Genomic DNA, 25,640 nt, shown 5'->3' on the forward strand with positions numbered 1-25,640 from the left:
TGGCAAAAGGGGTGTCCTGTCACCGGACACCCCTTTGGTGTGAAGTTACAGCAACAGTTTCTGGAACTGTGCCAGCCAGTCGGGGTGGGCAGGCCATGCCGGAGCGGTGACCAGGTTGCCATCGGTCACGGCTTTGTCAACGTTGATGTCGGCGTAACGGGCTCCGCTGAGCTCAACTTCCGGGCGACAGGCCGGGTAGGCGGAACAGAGCCTTCCTTCCAGAACTTTGGCTGCGGCCAGCAGCTGGGCGCCGTGGCAGATGGCAGCAACGGGTTTGTTTTCCGCAAAAAAATGGCGCACCATCTCGATTACCTCCTGGTTGAGGCGCAGGTACTCCGGCGCGCGGCCACCGGGCAGCACCAGGGCATCGTAGTCGGCAACCCGGATGTCGCTGAAACTGGCATTCAGGGTAAAACGGTGGCCGGGTTTCTCGCTGTACGTCTGGTCGCCTTCAAAATCGTGAATGGCGGTGGCCACACTCTCGCCGCTTTTCTTGCCGGGGCACACGGCGTGCACCTGATGGCCAAAGGCCTGTAGCGCCTGGAAAGGCACCATGGTTTCGTAATCTTCTGTAAAGTCCCCGGTGATCATCAGAATTTTCCTGCTCATTTGAGCCTCCTCTGGTGGTTGGAGCGGAGCGTACCCTGAAAGCCGCCAGGGCCGTTCTCATCGGCAGCACAAGCCTGACGGAAAACACTTCCAGGTACGTTCCGGGGTTACTGCGAGCTGGACGCATATCACAGTGATAAGAGTAGGAGGGGAAACGAAAAATACAACCAGAATCAAAGGGCGAACTTTCTGGGAACTCAATACTTTGGCAGCGGAAAATCACGCTGAACTCAGTAGCTGAACAGCTCCCGAAACAGTCGCTGCGACTCCTGAAGTCCGCGCTCTGCGCGTCCCGAGTGAGCCCGGCACGGGCGTGAAACAGTGCCTTTGCGGGTTTGGCGTGAGACACGCCTTTTCCCTGTGCCCATTGGCGTTCACGGTTGCGCCAGCACCACCAGTAAACCATTGATAACCGTGGCTGCACAGGGGCTGCCGCCCTTGGGGCCCAGGTTGGTGACGTGGGGGATGGTGGTCTGTCGCAGCAGGTCTTTGGACTCCTCGGCCTTGACAAAGCCCACCGGCAAACCCGCCACAAAGGCGGGCTGCATGGTGCCGGCAGCGGTCAGTTCCAGCAGTTTCAGCAGGGCGGTGGGGGCGTTGCCGATGGCGTAGAGGGCATCGGGGTAGCGTTCGGCGGCGTAGAGCATGGCGGTTTCGGCCCGGGTCAGGTTTTCGGCGCGGGCGCGCTCCAGTACTTCCGGTTCGCTGATGAAGCAGAGCACGGGATTACCGTAGTGCTGCAGGTAGCGGGTGGTGATGCCCACGCGCACCATTTCCACATCGCAGATGATGGGCGCGCCACGGCGCAGGGCCGCCACCCCGGCCTCCACAGCGCCGGGCAGGATGCTGGTCAGCTGGGCAAACTCCAGATCCCCGGTGGTGTGGATGAGCTTGCGGGCGATGACCTGTTCGTTGCTGGTGAAGCGGCTGAGGTCGGTGTTGGCGTCGATGATGGCAAAGCTGTCGTGCTCTATCTGCAGGCCTTTATCCATTATTTTTCCTTTCACAATACACTTCTTCTGTCTTTCCTGGGGGGCTTTGCGGGTTTTGTGTGAGAGCCTCCTGCGTTCAGCTGCCTGCCAGCAGCCAGTCCAGCAGCGACGGCTCTGATCCAAAATGAAAGTGCACATATCCGGCCACGGTTCTGCTCCTGATGAAGCCGTCCTGGCTGCGTTTTCCATTGGTCACCTTTTCCAGCGCAAAGGCACTGGGTTCATGCACGTCTTCCAGAACGGAGTAGTGGAACTCATGGCCCACCAGCCCTGCCAGGGCGGCCGGTTCCTGTACCCGCACATAGCCCAGGGCCTGGCGCCGGTCGGTCATGCGGCAGGAGGCGTCGAAGATTCCGGCCATGGGGTGGAAATGCCCCTGGCTGTCCCAGATTCCTTTGGTCAGCAGCATCATGCCGCCGCATTCAGCCAGCAGGGGGCGTCCGGCGGCGCTGTGCTGGCGCAGCCACTGGTGCAGGTCATGCTGGGCTGACAGGCGCGGGGCGTGCAGTTCGGGGTAGCCGCCACCCACATAGATGCAGTCGGCTTCGGGCACCGTCTCACCGGCCAGGGGCGAGAAAAAGCGCAGGGCACAACCCCGCTCTTCCAGCTCCCGCAGATTGGCCTGGTAGTAAAAGCTGAAGGCTTCATCGCGGGCCACGGCGCAGAGGCGGGTGGCAGGCGGGGTATTTTCCGGCTGCCACTGGGGTGCGGTGGTCAGGTGGATGGCGCTCAGGGCGTCCAGGTCAATATGTTGCTCCACCAGGTTGGCGCAGGTTTCGTAGTAGTTTTCGTCCATTTCCGGCGCGGTGGCAATGCCCAGGTGGCGGCTGGGGGCCAGGGGGCTGCTCTGCCGTGGCACACAGCCGAGCAGGGGAATATCCGTATGCAGTTCCAGGGCGCTGCGGACCAGCCGTTCGTGGTTGCTCGACGCCACCTGATTGACGATGACGCCCACCAGGGGCGTGGCCTGGCACAGGTTCTGCAGACCCCGCAGCAGGGCGGCAATGGTGTAGGAGCAGGAAGAGGCGTTCAGCACGGCCACCACGGGCAGCCCCAGCTGCACGGCCACATCATAGGAGCTGCCACCGAAGCGGCGCGGTTCAATGCCGTCAAAGAGGCCCATCACCCCTTCCACCAGGGCCATGTCCCGGCCATGGCAGCCACGGGCGAAGACCTGCTCCAGGGCACGTTGCGTCAGCATGACCGCATCCAGATTCTCCACCGTGCTGCCAGCGGCGCGGGCCAGGTGCTGGCTGTCGATATAGTCGGGGCCGCACTTGAAGGGTGCCACCCGCAGGCCACGGCGGCTCAGGGCGCGGGCGATGCCGGTGGCGATGGTGGTTTTGCCGGAGCCGCTGCGTTCGGCGGCAATCAGCACGCCCCTCATGGCAGCTCCCCCCGCTTCAACAGATCACGGATGCGATCCCGCAGCTTGCGGGCGGTGGAGGGGCTTTTGCCCTGGGTGGAGACGGAGACAACCAGCGAGGCATCCTCGTCAATATGCACCGCAGGCAGGTGGAAATCGCACAGCCAGGGGTCGTCGGCCACGTTGACCGGCACGCGCAACCCTTTGGCATGGGCGGCCAGGGCGGCGTTGCGCTCCCGGTTGTCGGTACACAAAAAGGCGTAGTCGCACTGCTCCAGATCGGTCTCAAGCCCTTTGCGCTCGATAACTTCAATGGTTTGGGCGGCTGCCAGGGCGCGCAGCTCATCGCAGACGCGCGGGGCGACGACCCGGATGGCGGGCTCCATGGGCAGCAGGGCATTGATCTTGCGGGCTGCCACGGTGCCGCCACCGATAAAGAGCAGGCGTTTGGCGTTGATATTGACCAGAAAGGGGTAGTAGACGAGTTTCACAGCAGCCCCTCCAGCATGGCGTCGATGTCGCAGTGCTCTGCGATGGTATGGGCCAGCAGGTCCAGCTGGCGTTCCTTTTCGCTCTGATAGTCCACGACGGGCAGGGGCAGACGCAGCAGATCGGCCAGCAGGCGCAGATTGGCGGCGCTTTCAAAGATCCCGTGCAGGTAGGTGCCGAAGACGCGCCGGGAGCCATCCCACAGGCACAGGCCATCGGCGCAGAGCTGCTCCACATCGCTGTGGATGCGGGACTGCCCCACGTGCATTTCGTAGCCGCTGAGGGCCTGCCCCTGCCAGCGGCCCGCTCCCGCCCAGCTGCCCCGGCGCAGGGTCTTCTCCCGTGCCATGACGGTGGTCAAGGGCAGCAGCCCCAGCCCGGCGGCTCCACCCGCCAGCCCTTCCACGCCCTGGGGGTCTTCCAGGTGCTGCCCCAGCATCTGCAGTCCACCGCAGATACCCATGATGGGAACCGTGCCGACACACTCCTGCAGGGCGGCAGCAAAACCGGAGCGTCGCAGGAATTCCAGATCGTGCAGGCTGTGCTTGCTGCCGGGCACAATGACGAGGTCGCACTCCGCCAGCTGCGACGGCTGCTCCAGGTAGCTCAGGCGCACCTCCTCCATGGCCTTCAGGGGGGCAAAGTCAGAGAAATTGCTGATGTGGGGCAGACGCACCACGCCAACATGCACTGTGGTGCCTGCCTTCCCCCGGTCCGAAGCCAGATCCTGGGAGTCCTCCTCCTCCAGGCTCAGGCGCAGCCAGGGGAGAACCCCGTGAACCGGTACAGGCACCAGGTCGGCGAACATCTCTATACCCGGCTGCAGCAGGCTGACATCGCCCCGGAACTTGTTGATGAGAAAACCGTGGATGAGGGGACGGGCATCGGCGGGAACCAGATCATAGGTGCCCTTGAGCCAGGCGAAGACGCCGCCACGGTCGATATCCCCCACCACGAACACCCGCGCCCCGGCGTGACGGGCCATGCGCATATTGACAATATCCGTGCCCTGCAGGTTGATCTCCGCCGGACTGCCCGCCCCCTCCAGGACGATAATGTCGTACTCGGTGCAGAGGGAATCATAGGCCGCCGTGGCAATGGCCAGATTCTCACGGGAGAGGGTGTAGTATTCGCGGGCGCTGCAGGTTCCCGCCACCTTTCCCATGCGCACCAGCTGGGAGCAGGACTGCCCCTGGGGCTTCAGGAGGATCGGGTTCATGCGCACATCGGGCGCAATGCTCGCCGCCTCCGCCTGCAGAATCTGGGCGCGCCCCATCTCCAGCCCATGGGCCGTCACTCCGGCATTGAGCGCCATATTCTGGGACTTAAAGGGTGCCACCCGCAGCCCCCGCTGCCGCAGCAGGCGGCAGAAACCGGCAGTGATCAGGCTCTTGCCCACACCGGAGCCGGTGCCCTGGAACATGATGGATGGCACTTTACGAGGGTTTACGGTATCCTGCACAGTATATCGTACTCCATTTACAGAGGTAGAAAATGACAGCAAAGATATGCGGCATCGGCCTGGGGCCAGGCGACCCGGAGCTGGTCACCATCAAGGCCGTGCGCGCCATGGAACAGGCCGACATGGTTGTGGTGCCACAGTCAGACATCACGGGACGCAGCATCGCCGCCGACATCGTTTCCCGCTACATTCCCGCCGAAAAAATTCACATGTACCACTTTCCCATGACCGGCAATAAAGCCGATCTCGATACCCGTTACAGCGCACTGGCAGACGAAATGGCCCGCTGGGCCGCAACCGGAAAGCGTGTCTGCTACGTTACCATAGGCGACACGCCCGTTTACAGCACTTTCAATTACCTGCGCGACAAACTGCTGGCCCAGGGAATCGCCACCGAGATGGTGCCCGGCGTCTCCGCCTACTCCGCCGCAGCCAACTCCCAGAGCCTCCCCCTGTGCGAAAAGGACGGCTCCTTCTGCGTCATCGAAATGCCCGAAACCCTGGACGAACTCCCCGCCCTGCTGGAACGCTTCAGTTCCGTCGTGCTGATGAAAGTCCACAAGCGCCTGCCCGCCCTGTGCCAGTTTGTGCGACAGGCCGACCTGGCCTACGCCTCCCTGTTCCAGCGCATCACCCTGCCCGAAGAACAGGTGTACGACCTGTTGACCCAGACCCCTCCCCAGGACGCGGGGTATCTGTCGACAGCCATACTGCAACGCCGGGAGTTTCGGTAGGGGAGAGGGATAGCTGGCAGCAAGAGGGTTCACCACGAATGGACGCGGATAAATGCAGAGAACCATAAAGGCATATCTCACACCAAGCTCGCAAAGTCACAAAGGAAAGGCGGGGAGAGATTAACCACGGAAAACACGGAAAGCACGGAAAAAGAGGGGAAGAACTTACTCTCGCCAAGCCGCGAAGCTCGCCAAGGAAGGCAGGGAAAAAAGAGGGCTTAACCACGAATGGGCACGAATAAACGCCAATAAAAGCAAAGAACCATAAAGGCATATCTCACACCAAGCTCGCAAAGTCACAAAGGAAAGGCGGGGAGATTAACCACGGAAAGCACGGAGGGCACGGAAAAAGAGGGAAAGACATACCTCTCGCCAAGCCGCGAAGCTCGCCAGGGAAGGCAGGGAAAAAAGAGGGCTTAACCACGAATGGGCACGAATAAACGCGAATAAATGCAGGAAACCATAAAGGCATATCTCACACAAAGCTCGCAAAGGCACAAAGGAAAAGCGGGGAGATTAACCACGGAAAGCACGGAGGGCACGGAAAGAGGAAAGGCATATTATCCGCAGATTTCGCAGATGAACGCAGATAACGGCAAATACAGAAAGGCAGTTCCTCTCGCCAAGCCGCGAAGCTCGCCAGGGAAGGCACGGGAAATAGAGGGATTAACCACGAATGGACACGAATATACGCGAATGGAAAGGCATGTAGGATGGATAAGCGTTAGCGCATCCATCAAAGGTAGATGTTTAAGGTAGTCTAAAAACACTGAAGGCCGATCTGAACGTAGAGTATTTCCATGAGCCGCTTCAGGAGCATAATCACACATCTGTCATTTTTATGGAGGTTAACGGTATCTCTGTAACACTTGCTGTGGTATTATGCAGACTGAATCGACTGGCGCTGCGCGCGTCGTTAGAAGCCAAAGAAACTACGGAGTAATCATCAAGTGCCGATATTTGATATTTCAGGGGATAAGTTGTCTGCCGTGGAGCAGAAGAACTTTGCCCTGGAAAAGGACTTGCAAACGCTGATTGAGAAGAATCTCGAAACAGTTTTCAATTGCCGGTTTGTTGCCAGTGAGTTCTCAACAGGCGCCCAGCACGCTGGCCGGATTGATAGCCTTGCTTTGTCGGAAGAAGATAATCCTGTCATCATCGAATACAAGAAAGTCGAGTCATCTGAGCTTATCAACCAGAGCCTCTTCTATCTGCACTGGATTCAAGATCACAAAGGTGATTTCGAGATTGCGGTACAAAAGCGGCTTGGTAGTGGTGTCAAAGTTGATTGGTCAGATGTCAGGGTAATCTGTATAGCTCCCAACTATAAAAAGTATGACTTGCACGCTGTGCAAGTCATGGGTGCAAATATCGAGTTGTGGAAATATCGCTTGTTCTCCAACGACTCAATATATCTTGAGGAGGTTTTCCACTCTTCAAGGTCAGCGGCTTCCTCTGTCGCGACCATGCCAACTGAGAACGGATATAAAAACCCTGTTATGGTCGAGGCAGGTAAGAAGGCAGCCCTTACTCGCGCCACTGCGACCTATACATTTGATGAAAGACTTGAAGGCAAAAGTGAAGATATTCGGGAGTTAACAGCAACGATCCGTGAGTTCATCCTTGGATTGGATGAGTCTATTGAAGAAGTGCCGAAAAAGTTTTATGTCGCCTATAAAATCTCCCAGAATATTGCCTGCTTGGAAGTCAAAGGCAAGAACATAAAACTGTTCCTCAAACTGAAACCTTCGGATATCCCTGGTGGTACACCAAACTACCGAGATGTAACCTCAATCGGTCATTATGGTACCGGCGATGTTGAATTCACCGTGTCATCTGAAACTGAGTTTGAGCAAGTTAAGGAGTTTATTGCTATGGCGTACAACAAGGTCGGTGGCTAATGGCTTCTAACAAAGCAATTAAATTCGCTCCCTTCGGTCGCCTGACGCTCGTTCCTCGCGCCGTTTATTGCGGGCGTTATGGGTTTTAGAGGTGCTGCTCTACACCCATGCTGTTGTGGAGTATGCGGATCACAACAATCTTGGATTCAGTGCCGGCTCGGTAAAAAATGATATGGCTACCTTGGCTAAACTTTTTGTATCCTGGTTTTATATCTTCTGCATCGCGGTCAATCTCCGGCTGTCGAGCAAGGAGCCTGAAAGCATCGTCAAGTTGCTTGAGGTATTTGTCGCGCTGACGTCTTCCCCACTTCTCAGTGGTAAAACGGCCAATATCAATTACGTCTTTTCGGGCGGCGGAGGTGAGCAAGAATGGAGGCATTAGTGAGCTTCGTTATCCAGTTCTGCAATAACACTTTGAAGCGAATACTCTGCTATCCCGCTTTGCTCGCCTTCATCCAAGAGCCGCCGCAGTCTTTCAAGTTTACTCTCAGTCTCTTCAAGCAAGCGCAATCCTGCTCGTACCACTTCGCTTGCCGAGCCATAGCGGCCATTTTCAAGCTGTTCAGCAATGAACTTGTCAAAGTGGGGGCCAAGGGTAATGCTGGTGTTTCTGGCCATAGGGTGTCTCCTGTACCAAATATTGGTATATTCTGCCAGAATACCTATATAAAAGCAAGGCAGCGGACGCAAAATGCGCGCCGCTGCTCGCAGTGTTATGTGGTGAGATATGGACGCTGATTTGTTTATTCAAGCTAAAGAGGGAAAGACATACCTCTCGCCAAGCCGCGAAGCTCGCCAGGGAAGGCAGGGAGAAAAGAGGATTTAACCACAAATGGGCACGAATAAACGCGAATGGAAAAGCATGTAGGGTGGATAAGCGTTAGCGCATCCACCAAAGGTAGATGTTTAAGGTAGTTTAAAAACACTGAAGGCCGATCTGAACGCAGAGCATTTCCATAAGCCGCTTCAGGAACAAAATCACACATCTGTCATTTTTATGGAGGTTAATGGTTTCTCTGTAATACTTGCTGTGGTATTATGCAGACTGAATCGACTAGCGCGGCAATGCTTCCCTCCAGGAGTACGGTTTTTCAAATTGCATGTTTGATGGCGAAACTGGCTCAGGTGAAAGCCTGATGGGAAAGGCGCAGCTTATGAAAGAGTTACAGGGTGCGCTGAGTTATAGTGATTTTTATCCGTCAATTTGTACGGTTTTTGAGAAAGTGTATAGCGTCAATTTTAACGCATAATAGTAGTTAGAGCTACACGCAGACATAGGAGAGACCATGAAAATAAACGATGATCACCTGTATCACGGAGCAGTACTTACCCAGGTTGCCGAGCACCCGCAGTTTACCGCGATCAATGCTTTTGAGTCGGGTCAAGGCATTTCTAGGAGTGCATTCCTCATTAACCATGATGTGGGCGTGTTCTTAAAGTACGCTACAAAAACAAAGGCTCCTTTCTCTGAGTATCAGTTTACGTTCACATCTTCACATCTGAAGGAAATAGCGGCGATACAGAACAAATCTAAGAGAGTGTATATTGCCTTGGTTTGCGTCAAAGACCGGCAAATTGGCTGCATTTCATGGGATGATCTACAGGCAATGATTAACGAGCGTAAGGAACAAAAAGGGTCTAAAGAAAGTGTATATACGGTTCTAGTCGTTTGCCCCAAAGGCAAGAAGCTGAGGGCATACATGAATGCCCCTGGGGTTCGAAAAACGAAGCTCACCGAGCACTTGCTGTCCCGAAGCGCGTTCCCTGGTGTTTTGTTCGAGTGAGCCCTAACAAACCAAGGCAGCGGAACATATTTTGCTTCGCTCAAAGCGCAAAATCTGCCCCTGCTTGGGGCGTTATGTTTAAAAACAAAGGATCGATGATATGCAAATTATATCAGTAATCAATTACAAAGGTGGGGTTGGCAAAACCACTGTCACAGCCAATCTTGCCGGTGAGCTTGCATTCAGAGGAAAAAGAGTTCTTTTGTTGGATATGGATGCACAGGCAAGTTTAACTTTTTCATTTGTCACTCCTGATTACTGGGATAATAACTTGAAAGAATCTAAGACAATAAAGAACTGGTTTGATTGTATCAGTGAAGGCGTTTCAACAATGCCCCTGTCTAACTTGATTACTCACCCGTCGAAAATCAATGGTTTCCTGCGGGAACGAGAAAATGGCGGAGTTGTTGACTTAATCAGTTCTCATCTCGGGTTGATAAATGTTGATCTCGAGTTGGCTACTCTTCTTGGTGGCGCAAACATGACGCAAACCAAGAAGAACTATATTAAGGTTCATGGTAAGTTGAGGGCTGAAATTCAGGATGTTGCATCTGAAGAATATGATGTTGTTCTTATTGATTGTCCACCAAATTTCAATATTGTTACAAAAAATGCGCTCATCGCGTCTGATAAGATATTGATTCCGGCAAAACCAGACTATCTTTCCACGCTTGGAATCGATTATCTACATCGAAGTGTTGAAGGGCTTGTGAATGAGTTTAATGAGTATGCCGCCCTGGATTCTGATACTGAAGAAGTATTTCCGGAGTTTTTAGGTGTTGTATTTACTATGATTCAAATGTATGGCGGTGAACCAATATCAGCCCAGAGGCAGTACATAGCACAAACAAAACGCTTGGGTGTCCCGGTAATGAAAACTAACTTCAGGGAGAACAAATCAATATTCGCCGAAGCGCCTCAAAATGGAATGCCAGTCGTATTGAATGAATACTCCAACAACACTCATTCAGATGTTGTTTCTGAAATTGAAAGCTTTGTCGATGAGTTCATTGCGGAAGCGGGAGTGTAGATATGAATTCGGCAAAAGTTATTAAAATAATTCTTGAGGAATTGGCTAAACAGATTTCACAGCTACCCGCGTCAGATATTCAGAAAATAGAGAATGGCAGCCACGAAATATCAGTAAAAGTAGTCAGTAGGAAGTCCGGCCAAGCAGGAGGAAAAGAGCTTTCAGCGGTCGAGAGCGCCAAAATCTTATCTCGCTTGAATGAATGTAATTCGCGTGAAGAAGGGCATGCGGTTATTTCTGATGCACTCAAAAATAAGAGTGAACTTGAGCATTTTGCTAGATACCTTGATGTGCTTGTTCTCAAGCAAGATAAGGTGGATCAAATAAAAGATAAGATCATCGAGTCTACAGTAGGAGCCACCCTTCGTTCAAATGCCATACAGGGTAAAAACATAACAAGGCCATGAACTCGGACCCCAAAAAGCGCCGCTCCTCCGTCGCTCTGCCTTTTGGGGCCGGTTATGGCGGCGTTAGACGTTGCAAGTACAGCTACTCTGTATGCCTCAATAAAAGGATCCCATGACTACGAACCTACTTCAATTACCGTACTCAGAACGGCAACTCATAGTTGTGCAGCCGGATGAAGTGGTGGAAGCCACACGAAAGGCGCAAACCACCGCAAATGTCGACGAAGTTCCGACTGACTGGAAGGCTATCGCGCTTCGCGTGGGCAAAGAGGCATGGAAGCTGACGATTTTTGGGATGGCCGAAGTAACGATAGAGGCATTGTCCGCCTGGGCCAAGGCCCGGGAGAGTGGCCTGAATGTCCTCCAGATTTCCCGCTCGGATGCAGCAAGACTGCAATTTCCACCTGGGCACCCGAGGGAGCAGGCCCTCTACGTTGCTCACCCAGCGCTCCCATCGGTGTACTACACGACGGCCACTTTTCACAGGGTGGCATTCGAGCACAAGTTTTCTGAAGCCATCTACTTGCTCATGAGCCTAGGGGCAACAAAGGTCACAGTCGAACATGTAAAAGGTTGGTCCCGAGAGTTCTCTGCAAAACTGTCAGCCCCAATTCCAAAAGCCGACGCAAAGCTCGGTGCCTCGCGCACCTCATCTGGTGACTCTTCTCTACTTTTTGAGGCCACTCTAAACAACAAGCAAAGTCCTGCGGTTCCCACGAACCTTGCTTGGTATCCTCACGAACCAACTTGGCAGGCAATCGCAGTGGGCCGAACCCAGTATGGACTTTCTCAGTTCTCACTAACCGTCAACTACGAGGATGACTTTGGTATCAATGCCGGACTGAAGGTTCGCGTTCAGAAGGCTGGACTCGATCTCGGCGGGAACTTCGAAGACCATATGGCAACCACGTGGAAGATTCATGGCACCTTTGGCAGTGACGTCTAACCCCTCATTCCACCGGACCACCTTCGGCGGCCGGTGAATTCAAACGCACCTTAAACCAACTAGCCTGTGATACTACATGAGAATACTTGATAACGAAGAAAATCTAGCCTCTTTCCTTGATGGGGTGCATGAGCGAGTTGTTACCATTGTCTCCGCATTCGCTAGCGGAACAGAAGGCGTTGTTGACCTGCTGCTAAAACATGGGAATAGGTTGGAGTTATTGGTTGGAACCATAAACTCTTTTTCGTCTCCAGATTTCTTTGGTTATTGTAAGAGCATAGAAAGTGAGCATTTCTCTATGTTTGTCGATTTTGGTTATCAACATAGCATTCATTGGAAGCTATATTTGATAGAACCGGAAACGATAATAATCGGAAGTGCAAACTTTACCAGTACCGGTTTGAGCATGACACGTGACACTTGCGTCGTAATAGAAAATAAGACTCTGTTCGAACGCTACATACAGGCGTTGGCTGCAATTAAACTCTCAAGCAATGTGGTTGGTAGCCAAGACCCGCGTTTTGATGATTATCTCCAGAAATACAGAGAAAACCATCGCCGTATGCAGGTCGGAAGAGTTAGAGTAGTACAGGTGGGTGATGGGAATGAGTGGCTTTCCGCAGAGGAAAATCAGCTAATAACTATTTTTATTTGGGACTCCATGCATACCAGAGAAACCATTGATGAGGCGCATAACTTGTTGAAAGATTACGAAGACAAAGAGCCGACTTCTGTATTACTGGATTTTTTTACGTACGAATGCGAAGAATCAGATCTTCCATATAACCAAGGTGATCTTGTGCTTTGTATGAATAGCAAAGGCTCATATGCAGATTTCTATTCATTCGATAGGATTCTCTATAAGGATGGGTTTAACTATATTTATTCTTACAGGAAAAAACGTTATACACGTCCATTTAGATTAAGCAATGAAATCAAGAGTGAGATTAAAAGTAGAGTTGGAGATTGGTATGAAAGGGAGGTTACCCTACTTGGTAGGGCAGAAATTCAAGACGTTATAAAGAGTGCTAACGCTGCATTGCAGCGGACAAGCCGCTGAATGCGGCGTTATAATTTGGAGATTATTAATGAAGCCCACATTTTGGAAACTATCTCAGGGATTTGGTCTTTTTTCTTTTGAAGACTTATTAAAGTCTATTGAAGATAGATTAGTATATGTGCACAAAGATACAGGAGCGTTAGGGCAATCTTCAGTCAGTCAAGGCGAGTATTTTATTTCAGCTTCCATCGGTGATTATTTTTATTTAACTCATGGTAATGCTGGCGGTATATATCTTCTTGGTCAGCTTGCCGGTCCTGCTAATTATATTTCAAGCTACGGCGACGGTTGGTTAGATCGTCCATTTAGAATTATTGCAAGAGCAAAACACCAAGATACGTATAAAGGTGAGCAAAAATGGTGGGCACCTAATCATAACTCAACTTTCGTACGTATTCCCGAAAATGAATTAAAATTATTTGAAAATTTAATTTTAAACCCTTATTTTAATATTGCATTTAGCGAGCATGGTATACAATTATAACAGATAAGGGGTTCATCCGGTTAAAGCGTACTTTGAGTTGTGGAGGGCCTTTATTCTGAGCTCGAAGAATTCCATATCCCTGTATCCATAGGCTTGTCTTTTGAGTGTATCAATTTTGTTGTTGATTCCCTCAAGTGGTCCTGTCGATATGGGGTGATCATACCAGTTCAGAATTCCCTCGCGATGCTTCTCCAGCGTTTTAGCCATTTTCTTCAATCCTTTGATAGCTGATGCCTGCGCCCTGTTGATCCAGTCGTCGAGGTTTGAGAAAGGTTATAGCCAAGTAATAGACTGGTATCTCCATCTGTCCGTAAATAATCAAACTCAAAACATGAAGTCAGAATTTGGGGCTTTTCAAATAACTTACTCGGGTGCACTGATAATTGGCAGAAAGATTTCCTTGAATAGAGGAGACTGTAGCGAGAGGTTCGATCAAAGGGCACGAAAATCCCTTGTCGACAGTAAGCACATTACTTGCTACACATTTGATGATCTTTATGAGGCCATGGAAGATCAGTTTGCTATACTTTCATCGTTCTAAATACTTAACCGCTGCACACACGGAGAAGTTACTCGCTTCGCTCGCAATTTCCCCATTCATCAGTGTAAATCGGTATTCATCTGCGGACAAAAATCCTCTTTAATCCTTCGCGTGCTCTGCGTCTTGAGTGAGCGTTGCGGACGGGCGTGAGATCCTGCCTTTTCATTCGCGGTAACTTCCGTTCCCTCCGTGCTTTCCGTGGTTTTGACCCGCAGTCCATTTTGCTGTCGCAAGATAGTCAGCGCCTCAAACGCGCTGAACTTGGGCGTTAAGCTTGATTGAGCTTGAACCTGAAGGGGAATTTGCATGAGAACGCCACGATAGGACTAATTTTATATTCAGTGCTTTTGGGTAATCTCAAAAGAATCAACAAACTCACAAAGTGCCTCAAGCTCCTGAAGCTCCAACTTCTCCAGCTTGCTCAGAGCAGCAAACCTGCCATCCAGCATTTCACGACTTCTTCCAGCAATTAATTCCGCTATATCAATATCGAGAGCGTAGAGCAGTCGGTAAACCGTATATATTTTGGGATTTTGTCTGCCATTTTCAATCAGACTCACCGTAGAATAATCCGTCTCGCTCTTTTCAGCCAGCTTTTCAAGAGTAAATTTTTTATCCTGCCTAGCCTGCCGCAAAGTAGTTGCAAGCAAACTAATGAAATCCTCTTGTGTGAGCATTGCTTATCCTCAATGGAGATTTATTGCAACTTTACAATGCAAAACACCTTGACTCCATTGTGCGAATGCAATATAAATGTATTGCGCTCACGCAATAGCACTGCGCTTGCCGCACATGACAACAGGGTAATGATGAAGCAACAACTTGAGCAACCAGTAATTGGCTGCGACATCAGCTCAGTTACCTACAACGGAGATGCTGATAGATATATCAGGCATTACCCGCCGATCAACTTTATGTGTGATGGAGGTTATTGTTTATGAATACAATGAGTGTTATTTCAAAAATTGTGATTGTTCTTGTGTTTATGAATATTGTTATTGGATGTGGCGGAAGTGACGGAAGTAGTGAGCCAGGTGCTAAAATTACAATTCTTAATTATATGTCGACATCTGTTCGTGTTATTGATGGGGTTAACATGGCGAGAGTAGAAGGAAGCAATTCAATTGGTGATGTGGATATAGTTTTTAATTTTACCCCGCCTATAGCTCCGCAAAACTCAGCTACAATCAACATACCTAAAGATAAATGTGACATATATTGGAGTCTTTACCCGATGTCTGGCGAGATAGTTATGATGAAAAATCCTGGGCGTCAAATATGGGTTCCATGCAACAAGACTGTAAGATGTACAGCTCGAATACAAAATGTTTTCGGGGTAGCTTTTGGTAACTTAGATGATTGCGCCTTCGATTAATTTGAAAAGATATTTATCTTCTATATTGTGAGCTTTTGGGCTTGATTTGAGCGTAGAGATTTGACGTGAAACGCTTCATTTGGAAAGTATTCAGAATTGGAAATTGTTGAAATACATCAGGTAGGAGGTGGCTTTATGGGTAATATTATTTTTATAGTTTTGCATGTTATGGCAATTTTATTTGGATTTGTTTTTTTGATCGTTACGATACCATTGCATCTTATCTACTTGAAGAAAAAGTGAGTAATTACCGTCTAAAGATATGGTTGCTCCTCTTTCTATCGAAACACTTTGATTTTAGGCCAGGGAAAAGCTGGCAAGAGACCAGCTGACGTTTTCATAATCAGGCCGGATGCCTCGGAATAGATACACAAGAAGAATGAACGGTCCACGCTTTACGTGGCCAATTTCTTACTGCCTTTCCTTCGCGGGCTTTGCGACTTGAGTGAGCGCAGCGAACGGGCGTGAGATCCTTCCTTTCATTCGCGTTTATTGGTATCTATTCGTGGTAACTTCCGTGCTTTCCGTGCTTTCCGTGCTTTCCGTGTTTTCCGTGGTTCAGCTCTTCCGATTTCCCCTCCGCGTCCCTGCGTGCTCCGCGAGAAACCCTTCTGGTACAGTTTGTTGAAACTCGGATCTTGCGGCATGGTGGTGTTCATTGTAATCTCCTCGATACTTGATAGAGAGCGCTAGACGCTCCGCTGCTACCATTACCGAATACGGTGAGATTACAAGTGGTTCATCGCGGTGAAATGGGTTTGATCGGTATTTGTCTGCCGCGTAGCGGCTTCGTCCAAACAATGCCATGCACGCGACAAGCGCGTGATGGCGGCGTTGTACAGAAAGTAGCGTATCGTATGTTTGACTCTGGAAAGTATGTTTACCACTACACGAACGGGAAAACAGCCACCGATTACATTCTTCCGTCGTTTTCCTTGCGCATGAGCCCTTTCGCTGATGTTAATGACCCGCGTGAGTCAAAGCATTGGCCTTTCAGATTCTATGCAAGGTCCTTGGAAGAAAGTTTCGACCCGGCGTTGTTTTCAGACGCGACAAGATATGTAAGAGATAAGTCATTGGTCCTGTGTTGCTCTCGGGACCACCCTGAGGGTGGCGATGATTCACTGCGGAAAGGGTATGCGCGCCCGAGAATGTGGGATCAATATGGCGATAAACATAGGGGTGTGTGCTTAGTTTTTGATGAGGAAGAGCTGGGTCACGCAGTTACCCGTATGGCAAACGGCCGACAACAGTTCTCCGGGGAAGTAGAGTACTTGGATTCATCGTTTGGCCCTATGCACCAAGATGCCGACCCTTACGGATTGGTATATTTGGAGGATGTCAAACAACGGGGTTTGTCGAGTGTACTTGAGCCCCTTATCGCTAAATTTAGCGACTCCCTATTCTTCACAAAGCATAAAGATTGGGAACATGAGAGCGAACGGAGATGGGTAGTGCGTGCTGAAGAGGAAGGAACGCCGGATTTTGTTCCAATTCTAGGTGCTTTGCAGGCTGTGCTGCTTGGCGCCGATTGTCCGCCGGAAACCGAGCATAAGGTTATCGCTTGTTGCCGACCGCACAACATAGCGGTCCACAGGGTCAATTGGAACGGCTGGGCAGTTAGCATCTACGGCAATCTCTTGGAGGAAACTGATAAGAAGAGTGTGTCACTTAATGTGACATACAACTTGAGCGTACCTTGTTCAGTGATCTATTTCCAAGAGTGTGACGAAGAAGGCAGGCCATGTACAGTTTCAATAGATTCAAGTGGAACGTTGAAAGTAATTCATGAATCAACCAGTTATAAACGCTGATTGGCGGTCCCTGTACAGCGGATAAGGTTAGATTGTGCTCGCGAAGCGAGCCACGATCTGAACCGTTTGTTGGACAGGCCCGGTTATAGAAAATAGCTTTTTTTATCTCATGGTTGTTTAGTCAGGTTTTCGAGCCGTTGCGATGCGAGAGAGGTGTCAGGCTTGCACTGTGCTCCGTTTTTGTGTCCGGTTATGCTTGGCGTTAAGCGGTAAAAGAGGTGAGCTCGAGTAATGGCAAATAATTGGAATATTCCGAACTGGCTGGAAACAGAGGTTCGAGCTCGAGATACGGAGTGCGTCTATTGCCGCAGTGAATTTACCTCCGTGAAAGTCTCAAGAAAATCTGCGGCAAGCTGGGAGCACATCATCAACGATGCCAGCATCATTACTCGAGAAAACATCGCTCTTTGCTGTTGCGGCTGTAATGCCAGCAAGGGGCAAAAGCAGCTATCTATTTGGCTCCAAAGCAAGTATTGCCGAGATCGTGGTATTACACCAGAAACCGTGGCTTCGGTAATTAAAGAGGCTATAGAACGTGGCCTATAGTGCAGCGCTTGTCAAGTGCAGGTTGTACGTAATACTTGCTGCGTTCGCAATTTGCCGCAGCTGCAGATGTTAAGAGGCAAAGACTGTGGAAATCGTTCCTCTGGCTGACAAAAAAGAGTTCATTGCGGAGTTAGCGGAGCTCCACCATTCAGAGTGGAAGCATTTGAACCCCTCGCTTACACTGGAAGGTCGAACCGAAGCAATCTTCAAAGCTGCAGGACGAGAGGGTATTCCTTCAATCTTTGTTGCTGTTTCAGGGAGTCAGCTTATTGGTTCAGCTGCTCTAGTACAGAACGACATGGACACTAAGGACTTATCCATAAATTACGCCGATTTTCCTGTATGTGATTATCGCCGCCGCGAGACACGTCAATCCGTAGTGAGTGACCTCAAGCTTCTCAAAGCGCACATGAATCTTCCTGAAACGGTTGAACCAGGAAATAGATGCTTCCACTATCCAGCGCCTCGCCTTCTTTGATGGGTCACGCTTCTTGTCCTCGATCTCTTCTTTTCGCTGCTTTACATGGGGTATGTATCCGCGCTGAAGAATGCTGCTGAGCGCCGGCTTTCCCTTGTAGCCACAATCTGCGCAAAGATGCTGCTCCTGCTCTGCAGGCTTCTCGAAGACTACGCCATCAAGAACGGCTTCAAGCTGGCTCACATCATGCCGGTTCGCTCCGGTTACGACGATGGACAACGGGACGCCACGACCGTCCACCAGGACATGACGCTTGCTCCCGTTTTTTTCCCCGATCCGTCGGGTTCTTCCCTACGGTTTCAAGAGCCATTGGAGCTTTGTACATTCCGCCATCTATGCTTTGCCACTCCCAAGCTATCCCCTCCATCTCGTCATACTCAGCCAGCCCCTGACGCCAAATAGCTTCGAATACACCGGCCTTACTCCATTCAATGAAGTACTTGTGCACTGCACTGGCGCAACCAAACTGCTCCTTGGGTATCGCTTTCCACTGACAACCGGTGCGCAGCACATAGACAATGCCGGAAAACGCCTTCCTGGGGTCAAGTCGCTTGCGCCCACCACCAGGCTTGCGCTTGTAGATCTTGTCAGGATCTCTTTGCTGGATTGGCAGTAAAGGCTCAACTCTTTGCCAGAAGGCATCTGAAACTTCCCATGATTGCACTTTAGACATAAATCACCGCCATGAATGATCTTTTGTGGATCATTCTACAGCGAAACATTGCTCGGGTCAATGATTATTTATGGACAAGTTCTAAGCCGAATTTATCCCCTTGGCTGGCTGCTGTTTATGTAAAAGAGATCTTCCGGCATCAAGGGGTAGCAACTGAATTGATTGCTCGGTGCGAAGCTGAGGCAGTTCGCTCCAATGCTGATACTTGGTACCTCTACACTGAGTTCGCCTCGAAACTTTATGAGAAGCTTGGCTGGCACCATCTCGAGCGATGTGAGTATAAGGGAGTGACTGTCGATGTTATGTGCAAGCAGATCGTCTCTTAATAAGTGCACGCACAGTGACGGTCTTTTCGTTGCGGCTGCCTCTCCATAAATAATCTGCGCGTGCCGCGCATTTGCCATGTAAGGACATTAGGATGACTCTAGAAGAGAAAAAGAGGTTCCGAGATCGGGCAAATAGGGCTCGACGCGATCTATTGAAGGAAAAAGAGCAGCAAGGGTATATTAACGACGGCTCCGGTAAGCGATACAGGGTAGCAGTTTTTTACGTTATAGCTGGTGCCAACGAAAAGGCATTAGATTTCTATTCTTGGTTTGAATCAGAATTTCCTGATGATATAGGCGAGCCAATATTTGATTTGTATTGGGCGCTTGCAGAATTCAGGGCGGGTCACGAAGAACAAGCCAGGCATCGACTGCAAATTGCAATGCTTAGCAATTTATATATGCTGCCATTCTTGTTTCAAGAACCAATTGAAGAACTGGATATTTGGCACTCATCAAATAGAGACCAACAAGATTATCTTTGGGAAGTCGAGGAATATTTGGATGAACCAACGGCAGAAGAACGGGAATGGTTTAGGAAGGAGTACAACAGTCAACCATACGAGGCCCTAAGACACGAGTACGTCGAAACCTGCCATGAGCTTAAGTATGAGCACGATTTTCTGAAGCGCAGCGCAATATTGAATAAGTGGCGTTGTCAGCAATAAATAACGCATGAATTGGACAAAACCCGCACTCCTTCTGGACACTCACTTTCTATGCAGCTTTCCGTGGCCAATTTCTTATTGCCTTTCCTTCGCGGGCTTTGCGACTTGAGTGAGCGCAGCGAACGGGCGTGAGGTCCTGCCTTTCCATTCACGTTTATTCGCGTCCATTCGCGGTAACTTCCGTGCTTTCCGTGTTTTCCGTGGTTAAGCTTTTCCAGTTTCCCCTCTGCGTCCCTGCGTGCCCTGCGAGAAACCTGCCTTTACAGTCTCCCTGTATTCATCAGCGTAAATAGGTATTCATCTGCGGACAAATCCTCTTTAATCCTTTGCGTGCTTTGCGTCTTGAGTGAGCGCAGCGAACGGGCGTGAGAACCTGCCTTTCCATTCGTGTTTATTCGCGCCCATTCGAGGTAACTTCTGTGCCTTCCGTGATTTCCGTGGTTCACTTCTCGGGTTTCCCCTCCCCACAGTCTTTGCGTGATATCTCCCCTATTCGCAGTTTCCCCCTACAGCAGTGGGCAGGGTGCCAGGTGCCATGTGATGCCGAATATGGCGACGGCGAGAAACATCACCACGGTGGTGGCGGCGCTGAACAGGCGCGTGGCGTTTTGGATGGTCTGGGCGTTCAGGGGTTCTGTGCCATCGCCGACCCAGGGTTTTTCCTTGCGTTGGCCGTGGTAGGTGGCGGGGCCTCCCAGCTGCACGCCGAGGGCTCCGGCGAAGGCGGCCATGCTGTGGGCGGAGTTGGGGCTGGGGTGGGCTTTGCGGTACCGGGCTGCTGCGCGGAGGGCTCCGGCTGCCGAGGCTCTGGGGGTAAACAGGGTGGCCAGGGCGATGATGGGAATGCTGAGGCGGGCGGGCAGGAAGTTCAGCAGGTCGTCGGAGCGGGCGGCGAATGTGCCGAAGTGCTGGTAGCGTTCGTTGCGGTAGCCGACCATGGAGTCCAGGGTGCTGATGGCTTTGAAGAACATGGCGGCGGTTCCTCCCCCCAGGGCGGCGTAGAGTGCGGGGGAGAGCACGCCGTCGGTGAAGTTTTCGGCGACGGATTCCACGGTGGAGCGTGCCACTTCCGTTTCGTCCAGTTCGCTGGTATGGCGGCTGACGATCATGGAGAGGGCGTGGCGGGCATTTTCCAGCTCTCCGGCGGCGAGGGGTGTGTGGACTGCCAGGGCGTGTTCTTCCATGGATTTGCTGCTGATGCAGATGGCGATGATAAGGGTATTGACGACCACATAGGCCAGCAGGTGCCACTGCCAGCTGAGGTACAGCGCTATGGCGGGCAGGAGGCTGGCCATGGTGACGGAGAAGAGGGTCAGCAGGAGGCCGCCGAAAAAGCCCCACGGGTGCAGAAATGTTTCCAGCCAGCGGTTGAGGCGGCCCATCAGGCAGACGGGGTGGAGGCTGGAGCGGGGGTCGCCCAGCCACTGGTCCAGCATGAAGGCCAGCACCAGGCTCAACAGGTTCAGGCTTACAAAAAGCATCAGATTCATACACGCTCCTTCATATGGGTGCCTGTCACACGGGGTTTTCCATTGTCAGCCTGATTGGCGGTATGTGCAAGGCCTGCCAGGATTCAGAAACTCGCAAATGCGTGGGAGAGAGGCCGCATATCTTCCTTGATGCTGAAGCGGATGCAGGAGCTGTCCAGTCCGGCAAAGTTGCTGCAGTCGCGGATCAGCACCCGCTGCTGCAGGCAGTGCCGGAAGAGGTGGCTGGCGTCGCGTCCGTGGAGCTGGCAGAGGAGGAAGTTCACCGCCGAGGGCAGGGGGGTGAGCCAGGGGAAGGCGGCAAGTTCCCGGTAGATGGAGTCCCGACGCTTGGCCATGGTTCGGGCGACGCGGGTGCTGTCTACGCTCAGCAGGCGCATTCCCATCTCCTGGGCGATGCTGTTGACACTCCACAGGGAGCACCGGCTTTCAAGTTTTTCCAGCAGATCGGCGCTGCCACCCATGGCAAAGCCCAGGCGCAGGCCGGGAATGCCATGGATTTTGGAGAATGAGCGCAGCACCAGCAGGTTGGGTGTCAGGTGGGGCACCAGGGTCAGCGCGGCTTCGTCGCAGTGGAAGGGCAGGTAGGACTCATCCACCACAAACAGGGTTCGGGGGTGGCGCTGCACCAGGGAGAGCACTTCCTGACGGGAGGCTGTGGTGGCGGTGGGGTTATTGGGGTTGCACAGAAAGCACAGGTCGCCGTCCACGTTCAGGGTGGCGAAGTCGTGACGAAAGGCGTGCTGCGGCTCTGCCAGGAGCATGTGGATGTCGAGGTTGTACTGGCGCGCGGCATGGGCGTAGTCGCTGTAGGTTGGCCCCAGGATAGTGACGCGCTTGCCGCCGTAAAGCTGGCAGATGCGTTCTATGGCCTCGGTGGTTCCAGCGGTGACCCACACCTGCTGTGAACTGAGGCCAGAGGCTGCGGCGCAGGCGGCCTTCAGGGTCTGGCTGTGGGGTTCGGGAAGGCGGGCCAACAGGCCGGGCAGGTCAATGTCCGCGATGCCTTCGGGCTGCCAGTCGGCCACATTGGAGCTGTAGTCGCGAATATCTCCGGGGTCGCACCCGATGAAGGCCGCTGCCTGGAAGATATTGCCGCCATGGTTGCCTTGCTGCATGTTTTTGTCCTTACTTTTCCATTCCCCTGCGCGCTGCCACGCCCTGCTGAAAGTAGTGCTTCACTTCGCGCATTTCGCTCACCAGATCGGCCTGCTGCAGCAGAAAGTCCGGGGCATTGCGGCCGGTCAGCACCAGCTCGGTGTGCGCTGGCCGCAGAGCCAGCAGCTCCTGTATCTCCGCGCGGCTCACCAGCTGCCTGTTGAGGGCGGCGATGAGTTCATCGAGGACGACCAGATCATAGGTTGCCGACTGCAGGGCGCGGCGGGCTTCCTCCAGGCCAGCGCGTGCCAGCTGGCGATCTTCTTCCGCAGGTTCCCCACGGATGAACTTCCCGCTGCCAAAGGCGCGGTGGGTGATGCGCTGCTGCAGCTGCTGCAGGGCGGCCCACTCCGATGAATCGCCCTTCTTGAGGAACTGGCAGAAGAAGACCCTGCCTCCGGCCCCGGCGCAGCGCAGCGCCAGGCCGAGGGCGGCGGTGGTTTTGCCCTTGCCGTTGCCGGTATAGATCTGCACGTACCCCTGGGGGAGCATCTAGAGTGCCGAAAACATGGCCACATCACCGATAATGATGGTGGCCGGGTGGCTGATGCGCTGGCTGTCGATGCAGGTGAGCACGTCGTCCAGGGTGGTGGTGAAGATGCGTTCCTGTGCGGTTTCCAGGCTCTGGCCGATCAGGATGGGCGTGGAGGGGGCCATGCCGTGTGCCAGCAGCTGCTGGCGGATGGTGGGCATGTTTTTGACGCCCATGTAGACGACAATGGTAAAGCCCAGGGCGCACAGGGCGTCCCAGCGGTAGCTGGTTTCCAGGGTGTCGGCCTTGGTGTGACCGGTGATGAAGACCACTCCCGGCACGCTGCGCCGGTCGGTCAGGGCGCTCTGCACTCTGGCGGCCAGGGATGAGGCCGAGGTGACGCCGGGAATGATGGTGATGCGGGCACCCACGGCGCGGGCGGCTTCCACCTCTTCGATGGTGCGGGCGAAGACGGAGGTGTCGCCGCCCTTGAGGCGCACGACGCGTTTTCCCTGCTGCAGTTCATCCACGATCATGGCGTTGATCTGGGCCTGGGTCATGCAGTGGGCGTGGTAGGGCCGCTTGCCCACATCCCGGCCTTCGCAGGCGATGTACTGCTGGATGTCGGGATGGATAAGCCGGTCGTAGAGGACCACTTCGGCGTTGCGAATGGCCTCGATGCCGGCAAGGGTTATGGACTGGCCGCCCAGACCGGCGCCCACGATGATGAGTTCACCCATGGGTGCCCTCCAGTGCGATTCCGGCTTCCTGCGCGGCCTGCTCCAGGCAATCCAGGAAGATGCGGCGCACGGCGGGGTTCTGTCCCAGGCCCTCCAGCACCGGAGTCACGGTATAGCCGTCGCCCTGCAGCATGGTGAGCCACGAGTCCTCTTCGTCGCCGGCCATGTCGTTGCGGGCGTGGTCTCCGGCAACGTACATCAGGGGTTTCAGGAGCACGGAGCGCGTTCCGGCGGCGACCAGCTTTTCCTGTACGGTTTCAAAGTCGGGCAGGCCTTCCACCAGGCCAATGCAGACGGGGATGCCATACTGGCGGCGCAGCAGAATTTCCAGCTCGTAGTAGGCGCCCTGGGCCATGTGTTCGTTGCCGTGGCCCATGTAGACCAGGGCGGCTCCGGCGGCGCGGGCGGCGTCGATATCGGGTTTGAGGGCCGCTACCAGGGCGTCAAGCTGCTCACGGTGGTGAAAGGAACCCAGCAGGGGCTTGCCGATGGCGACTTTGGCGAAGGGCTGCAGGTGGGGTTTATGGGCCCTGATGGCGCCCAGGGCTTCCACGCAGGCCGCCAGGTCGCGGTATTCCTCGCCATCGACGATCAGCACGGGCTGCACCACGATGTTGCGGCAGCCTTCATGCTGCAGATCGGCCATGGCGCCCAGCACGTTTTTGACGGCAAAGATCTGCTGGGGAATGTTCGGGTGGTCACGGCGATATGCCGCGTCGGCGGCGCGCTCATGCCACTTGCGGCGGATGAAGTTGGAGGTGAAGGCCAGGCGGACGGGGATGCCGGGATAGCGCTGCTCGATGTCCAGCAGCATGGCCAGGATGGGTTCCAGGGTGGCGGGGTAGGTGGTGCCGAAGGCCGCCAGAACAATGGCGTTTTGGGGAACGGATTCGGGGTGTTTCATGGTCGTATATCCACCAGGTAGTCGCGGTTGATCATGGCTTCATCGAAGGTGGCCATGGTGCTCAGCATACTGAGGGCCGCATCCACAATGCCGAAGGCCAGGGGGCAGCCGGTGCCTTCGCCGAGGCGCATGTCCAGGTGCAGCAGGGGCTCCAGCTGCAGTTCCGCCATAATGCGGACGTAGCCGGGCTCCGCCGAGCGGTGGGAGGGGATCAGGTACTCCCGCACCAGCGGATTGAGGCGGCAGGCCACCAGGGCGGCGGCGGCGGAGATAAAGCCGTCGATCACCACGGGGACTTTACTGTGGGCAGCGCCCAGAAAGCAGCCCACCATGCCCGCCACGTCCAGTCCGCCCACTTTGGACAGTACATCCAGGGGGTCGGCGGGGTCCGGCTGGTGCAGGGCCAGGGCGGCGCTGATGACCTGTTTTTTGCGGGCCAGCGCTTCGTCGGTGATACCGCCCCCTTTGCCCACGGCCTCGTCGGCGCTGGCTCCGGTCAGGGCCATGAAGATGGCGCTGCTGCAGCTGGTGTTGCCGATGCCCATTTCGCCAGTGCCGATCAGGTTATAGCCTTCGTGTGCCAGTTCCTGAACCACCTGGATGCCGGTGAGGACGGCCTGTTCGGCCTCGTGGCGCTCCATGGCCGCTTCTTTGGCGAAGTTGGCGGTGCCGGGGCGCACTTTGCGCGCAATCAGGCCGGGGTGGGATATGTTTGGTTTGATGCCGATATCCACCACGCGCACATCGGCTCCATTGGCGTTACTGAGCACGCAGATGCCCGTCAGGTTTTTGAGCATGTTGATGGTCTGAATGGCGGTGACTTCCTGGGGAGCGCAGGCGATGCCCTCTTCCACGATGCCGTGGTCAGCGGACATGACGATGGTGCACTTTCTGCGGGGGGCGGGGGTGATGGTGCCACTGATGGCGGCCACCTGGGCGGCGATGGATTCCAGCCTGCCCAGGCTGCCCAGGGGTTTGGCCAGGCTGTCGATGCGGGCCTGGGCGGCAGCGCGGATTTCAGCGCTGGGGGCGGTGATGGTGTCGATGATGGGCTTCAGCACGGGTTGCCTCCCGTGGTGTCCGGGGCGGTTCGGGTGGCACCAGGGGAATTCGAGGGAAACATCCGCTGCCATGGCAAGGCTGACAGCGGGATACAAGCAAAAAAAGCTGGCATGAAAAAGCCTCCTGCGTTGT

30 protein-coding genes and 1 pseudogene are annotated in these 25,640 nt (G+C 53.5%); 14 read left to right on the plus strand and 17 right to left on the minus strand.

Annotated elements, in window-relative coordinates:
- Positions 1 to 45: 45 nt before the first annotated feature.
- The 5 genes from ACZ46I_RS08745 to ACZ46I_RS08765 form a co-directional block, all read right to left on the minus strand.
- The gene (locus tag ACZ46I_RS08745) at positions 46 to 609 is read right to left on the minus strand and encodes a DJ-1/PfpI family protein (RefSeq protein WP_464280544.1); all 564 of its coding nucleotides are present in this window, start codon (positions 607 to 609) and stop codon (positions 46 to 48) included.
- Positions 610 to 983: 374 nt separating this feature from the next.
- On the minus strand, positions 984 to 1,601 hold the full coding sequence (locus ACZ46I_RS08750; protein ID WP_464280545.1) for a precorrin-8X methylmutase: 618 nt from the start codon (positions 1,599 to 1,601) through the stop codon (positions 984 to 986).
- A gap of 76 nt (positions 1,602 to 1,677) precedes the next feature.
- Positions 1,678 to 2,988, minus strand: coding sequence for a cobyrinate a,c-diamide synthase (locus tag ACZ46I_RS08755; protein WP_464280546.1), 1,311 nt, complete (start codon positions 2,986 to 2,988; stop codon positions 1,678 to 1,680).
- Positions 2,985 to 3,458, minus strand: a complete 474-nt coding sequence (locus tag ACZ46I_RS08760) for a precorrin-2 dehydrogenase/sirohydrochlorin ferrochelatase family protein (RefSeq protein ID WP_464280547.1) — start codon at positions 3,456 to 3,458, stop codon at positions 2,985 to 2,987. The genes ACZ46I_RS08755 and ACZ46I_RS08760 overlap by 4 nt, the downstream gene beginning before the upstream one ends.
- Complete coding sequence (locus tag ACZ46I_RS08765; protein ID WP_464281849.1) at positions 3,455 to 4,879, minus strand: cobyric acid synthase; 1,425 nt, start codon at positions 4,877 to 4,879, stop codon at positions 3,455 to 3,457. Before ACZ46I_RS08765 ends, ACZ46I_RS08760 begins: the two co-directional genes overlap by 4 nt.
- A 71-nt stretch (positions 4,880 to 4,950) precedes the next feature.
- Here ACZ46I_RS08765 and cobI point away from each other — a divergent pair, with 71 nt between their 5' ends.
- Both cobI and ACZ46I_RS08775 read left to right on the plus strand, forming a co-directional pair.
- Complete coding sequence (cobI, locus tag ACZ46I_RS08770; protein ID WP_013506295.1) at positions 4,951 to 5,652, plus strand: precorrin-2 C(20)-methyltransferase; 702 nt, start codon at positions 4,951 to 4,953, stop codon at positions 5,650 to 5,652.
- 950 nt (positions 5,653 to 6,602) lie between these two features.
- On the plus strand, positions 6,603 to 7,553 hold the full coding sequence (locus ACZ46I_RS08775; RefSeq protein ID WP_464280548.1) for a DUF5655 domain-containing protein: 951 nt from the start codon (positions 6,603 to 6,605) through the stop codon (positions 7,551 to 7,553).
- Positions 7,554 to 7,638: 85 nt separating this feature from the next.
- On the opposite strand, the gene ACZ46I_RS08780 is transcribed toward ACZ46I_RS08775, so the two are convergent.
- The gene (locus ACZ46I_RS08780; protein WP_464280549.1) at positions 7,639 to 7,932 is read right to left on the minus strand and encodes a type II toxin-antitoxin system RelE/ParE family toxin; all 294 of its coding nucleotides are present in this window, start codon (positions 7,930 to 7,932) and stop codon (positions 7,639 to 7,641) included.
- Entirely contained in the window at positions 7,932 to 8,171 is a 240-nt protein-coding gene (locus ACZ46I_RS08785; protein WP_464280550.1) for a type II toxin-antitoxin system ParD family antitoxin, read from the minus strand. The genes ACZ46I_RS08780 and ACZ46I_RS08785 overlap by 1 nt, the downstream gene beginning before the upstream one ends.
- A 668-nt stretch (positions 8,172 to 8,839) precedes the next feature.
- On the opposite strand from ACZ46I_RS08785, the gene ACZ46I_RS08790 reads away from it, so the two are divergent.
- The 6 genes from ACZ46I_RS08790 (at position 8,840) to ACZ46I_RS08815 (ending at position 13,264) form a co-directional block, all read left to right on the plus strand.
- Complete coding sequence (locus ACZ46I_RS08790) at positions 8,840 to 9,337, plus strand: hypothetical protein (protein ID WP_464280551.1); 498 nt, start codon at positions 8,840 to 8,842, stop codon at positions 9,335 to 9,337.
- A 100-nt stretch (positions 9,338 to 9,437) separates the two neighbouring features.
- Complete coding sequence (locus ACZ46I_RS08795) at positions 9,438 to 10,367, plus strand: ParA family protein (protein ID WP_464280552.1); 930 nt, start codon at positions 9,438 to 9,440, stop codon at positions 10,365 to 10,367.
- Positions 10,368 to 10,369: 2 nt separating this feature from the next.
- Positions 10,370 to 10,774: a hypothetical protein gene (locus ACZ46I_RS08800; RefSeq protein ID WP_464280553.1), complete on the plus strand. Its 405-nt coding sequence runs from the start codon at positions 10,370 to 10,372 to the stop codon at positions 10,772 to 10,774.
- A gap of 181 nt (positions 10,775 to 10,955) precedes the next feature.
- A complete protein-coding gene (locus tag ACZ46I_RS08805; protein ID WP_464280554.1) occupies positions 10,956 to 11,720 on the plus strand; it encodes a hypothetical protein in 765 nt (254 codons plus the stop codon).
- A 76-nt stretch (positions 11,721 to 11,796) separates the two neighbouring features.
- Positions 11,797 to 12,780, plus strand: coding sequence for a phospholipase D family protein (locus tag ACZ46I_RS08810; RefSeq protein ID WP_464280555.1), 984 nt, complete (start codon positions 11,797 to 11,799; stop codon positions 12,778 to 12,780).
- A gap of 28 nt (positions 12,781 to 12,808) precedes the next feature.
- Positions 12,809 to 13,264, plus strand: coding sequence for a hypothetical protein (locus ACZ46I_RS08815; protein WP_464280556.1), 456 nt, complete (start codon positions 12,809 to 12,811; stop codon positions 13,262 to 13,264).
- Between the two features lie 12 nt (positions 13,265 to 13,276).
- On the opposite strand, the pseudogene ACZ46I_RS08820 reads toward ACZ46I_RS08815, so the two are convergent.
- Positions 13,277 to 13,525 (minus strand): annotated as a pseudogene (locus ACZ46I_RS08820) (ISL3 family transposase); the annotation flags it as partial.
- On the opposite strand from ACZ46I_RS08820, the gene ACZ46I_RS08825 reads away from it, so the two are divergent.
- Positions 13,509 to 13,805: a Shedu anti-phage system protein SduA domain-containing protein gene (locus ACZ46I_RS08825; RefSeq protein WP_464281850.1), complete on the plus strand. Its 297-nt coding sequence runs from the start codon at positions 13,509 to 13,511 to the stop codon at positions 13,803 to 13,805. The pseudogene ACZ46I_RS08820 and the gene ACZ46I_RS08825 sit on opposite strands and share 17 nt — an antisense overlap.
- Positions 13,806 to 13,864: 59 nt before the next feature.
- On the opposite strand, the gene ACZ46I_RS08830 is transcribed toward ACZ46I_RS08825, so the two are convergent.
- The gene (locus ACZ46I_RS08830) at positions 13,865 to 14,113 is read right to left on the minus strand and encodes a hypothetical protein (protein WP_464280557.1); all 249 of its coding nucleotides are present in this window, start codon (positions 14,111 to 14,113) and stop codon (positions 13,865 to 13,867) included.
- A 30-nt stretch (positions 14,114 to 14,143) separates the two neighbouring features.
- Complete coding sequence (locus ACZ46I_RS08835) at positions 14,144 to 14,482, minus strand: helix-turn-helix domain-containing protein (RefSeq protein WP_464280558.1); 339 nt, start codon at positions 14,480 to 14,482, stop codon at positions 14,144 to 14,146.
- A gap of 260 nt (positions 14,483 to 14,742) precedes the next feature.
- Between ACZ46I_RS08835 and ACZ46I_RS08840 the strand changes: the two genes are divergently transcribed.
- The 3 genes from ACZ46I_RS08840 to ACZ46I_RS08850 all read left to right on the plus strand — a co-directional run bounded on the left by ACZ46I_RS08840 (position 14,743) and on the right by ACZ46I_RS08850 (position 17,540).
- On the plus strand, positions 14,743 to 15,180 hold the full coding sequence (locus ACZ46I_RS08840) for a hypothetical protein (RefSeq protein ID WP_464280559.1): 438 nt from the start codon (positions 14,743 to 14,745) through the stop codon (positions 15,178 to 15,180).
- Between the two features lie 752 nt (positions 15,181 to 15,932).
- Positions 15,933 to 16,994, plus strand: a complete 1,062-nt coding sequence (locus tag ACZ46I_RS08845; RefSeq protein ID WP_464280560.1) for a DUF2971 domain-containing protein — start codon at positions 15,933 to 15,935, stop codon at positions 16,992 to 16,994.
- 231 nt (positions 16,995 to 17,225) lie between these two features.
- Complete coding sequence (locus ACZ46I_RS08850; protein WP_464280561.1) at positions 17,226 to 17,540, plus strand: HNH endonuclease; 315 nt, start codon at positions 17,226 to 17,228, stop codon at positions 17,538 to 17,540.
- A 313-nt stretch (positions 17,541 to 17,853) separates the two neighbouring features.
- Here the strand turns inward: ACZ46I_RS08850 and ACZ46I_RS08855 are convergent.
- Positions 17,854 to 18,691 (minus strand): IS5 family transposase gene (locus tag ACZ46I_RS08855; protein WP_464280308.1). Its coding sequence is split into 2 segments (ribosomal slippage): positions 17,854 to 18,285 and positions 18,287 to 18,691, totalling 837 coding nucleotides; the frame shifts between segments, so codons are not numbered across the junction.
- 11 nt (positions 18,692 to 18,702) lie between these two features.
- Between ACZ46I_RS08855 and ACZ46I_RS08860 the strand changes: the two genes are divergently transcribed.
- Together ACZ46I_RS08860 and ACZ46I_RS08865 are read left to right on the plus strand one after the other, a co-directional pair.
- A complete protein-coding gene (locus ACZ46I_RS08860; protein ID WP_464280562.1) occupies positions 18,703 to 19,017 on the plus strand; it encodes a GNAT family N-acetyltransferase in 315 nt (104 codons plus the stop codon).
- Positions 19,018 to 19,109: 92 nt separating this feature from the next.
- Positions 19,110 to 19,685: a hypothetical protein gene (locus tag ACZ46I_RS08865; RefSeq protein ID WP_464280563.1), complete on the plus strand. Its 576-nt coding sequence runs from the start codon at positions 19,110 to 19,112 to the stop codon at positions 19,683 to 19,685.
- 506 nt (positions 19,686 to 20,191) lie between these two features.
- On the opposite strand, the gene cbiB is transcribed toward ACZ46I_RS08865, so the two are convergent.
- From cbiB to cobT, 6 genes are all read right to left on the minus strand, one after another.
- On the minus strand, positions 20,192 to 21,175 hold the full coding sequence (gene cbiB, locus ACZ46I_RS08870) for an adenosylcobinamide-phosphate synthase CbiB (RefSeq protein ID WP_464280564.1): 984 nt from the start codon (positions 21,173 to 21,175) through the stop codon (positions 20,192 to 20,194).
- A gap of 83 nt (positions 21,176 to 21,258) precedes the next feature.
- Positions 21,259 to 22,290 (minus strand): aminotransferase class I/II-fold pyridoxal phosphate-dependent enzyme, encoded by a 1,032-nt coding sequence (locus tag ACZ46I_RS08875; protein WP_464280565.1) that lies wholly within the window; start codon positions 22,288 to 22,290, stop codon positions 21,259 to 21,261.
- 10 nt (positions 22,291 to 22,300) lie between these two features.
- Positions 22,301 to 22,822, minus strand: coding sequence for a cob(I)yrinic acid a,c-diamide adenosyltransferase (locus tag ACZ46I_RS08880; protein ID WP_013506292.1), 522 nt, complete (start codon positions 22,820 to 22,822; stop codon positions 22,301 to 22,303).
- On the minus strand, positions 22,823 to 23,542 hold the full coding sequence (cobA, locus tag ACZ46I_RS08885; RefSeq protein WP_464280566.1) for a uroporphyrinogen-III C-methyltransferase: 720 nt from the start codon (positions 23,540 to 23,542) through the stop codon (positions 22,823 to 22,825).
- Positions 23,535 to 24,446 carry a sirohydrochlorin cobaltochelatase gene (locus tag ACZ46I_RS08890; protein ID WP_464280567.1) on the minus strand — a complete coding sequence of 304 codons (912 nt, stop codon included), beginning with the start codon at positions 24,444 to 24,446 and terminating at the stop codon, positions 23,535 to 23,537. Before ACZ46I_RS08890 ends, cobA begins: the two co-directional genes overlap by 8 nt.
- Complete coding sequence (gene cobT / locus ACZ46I_RS08895) at positions 24,443 to 25,504, minus strand: nicotinate-nucleotide--dimethylbenzimidazole phosphoribosyltransferase (RefSeq protein ID WP_013506289.1); 1,062 nt, start codon at positions 25,502 to 25,504, stop codon at positions 24,443 to 24,445. Before cobT ends, ACZ46I_RS08890 begins: the two co-directional genes overlap by 4 nt.
- Between the last annotated feature and the right edge of the window lie 136 nt (positions 25,505 to 25,640).

It is taken from the genome of Desulfurispirillum alkaliphilum, from assembly GCF_055378285.1.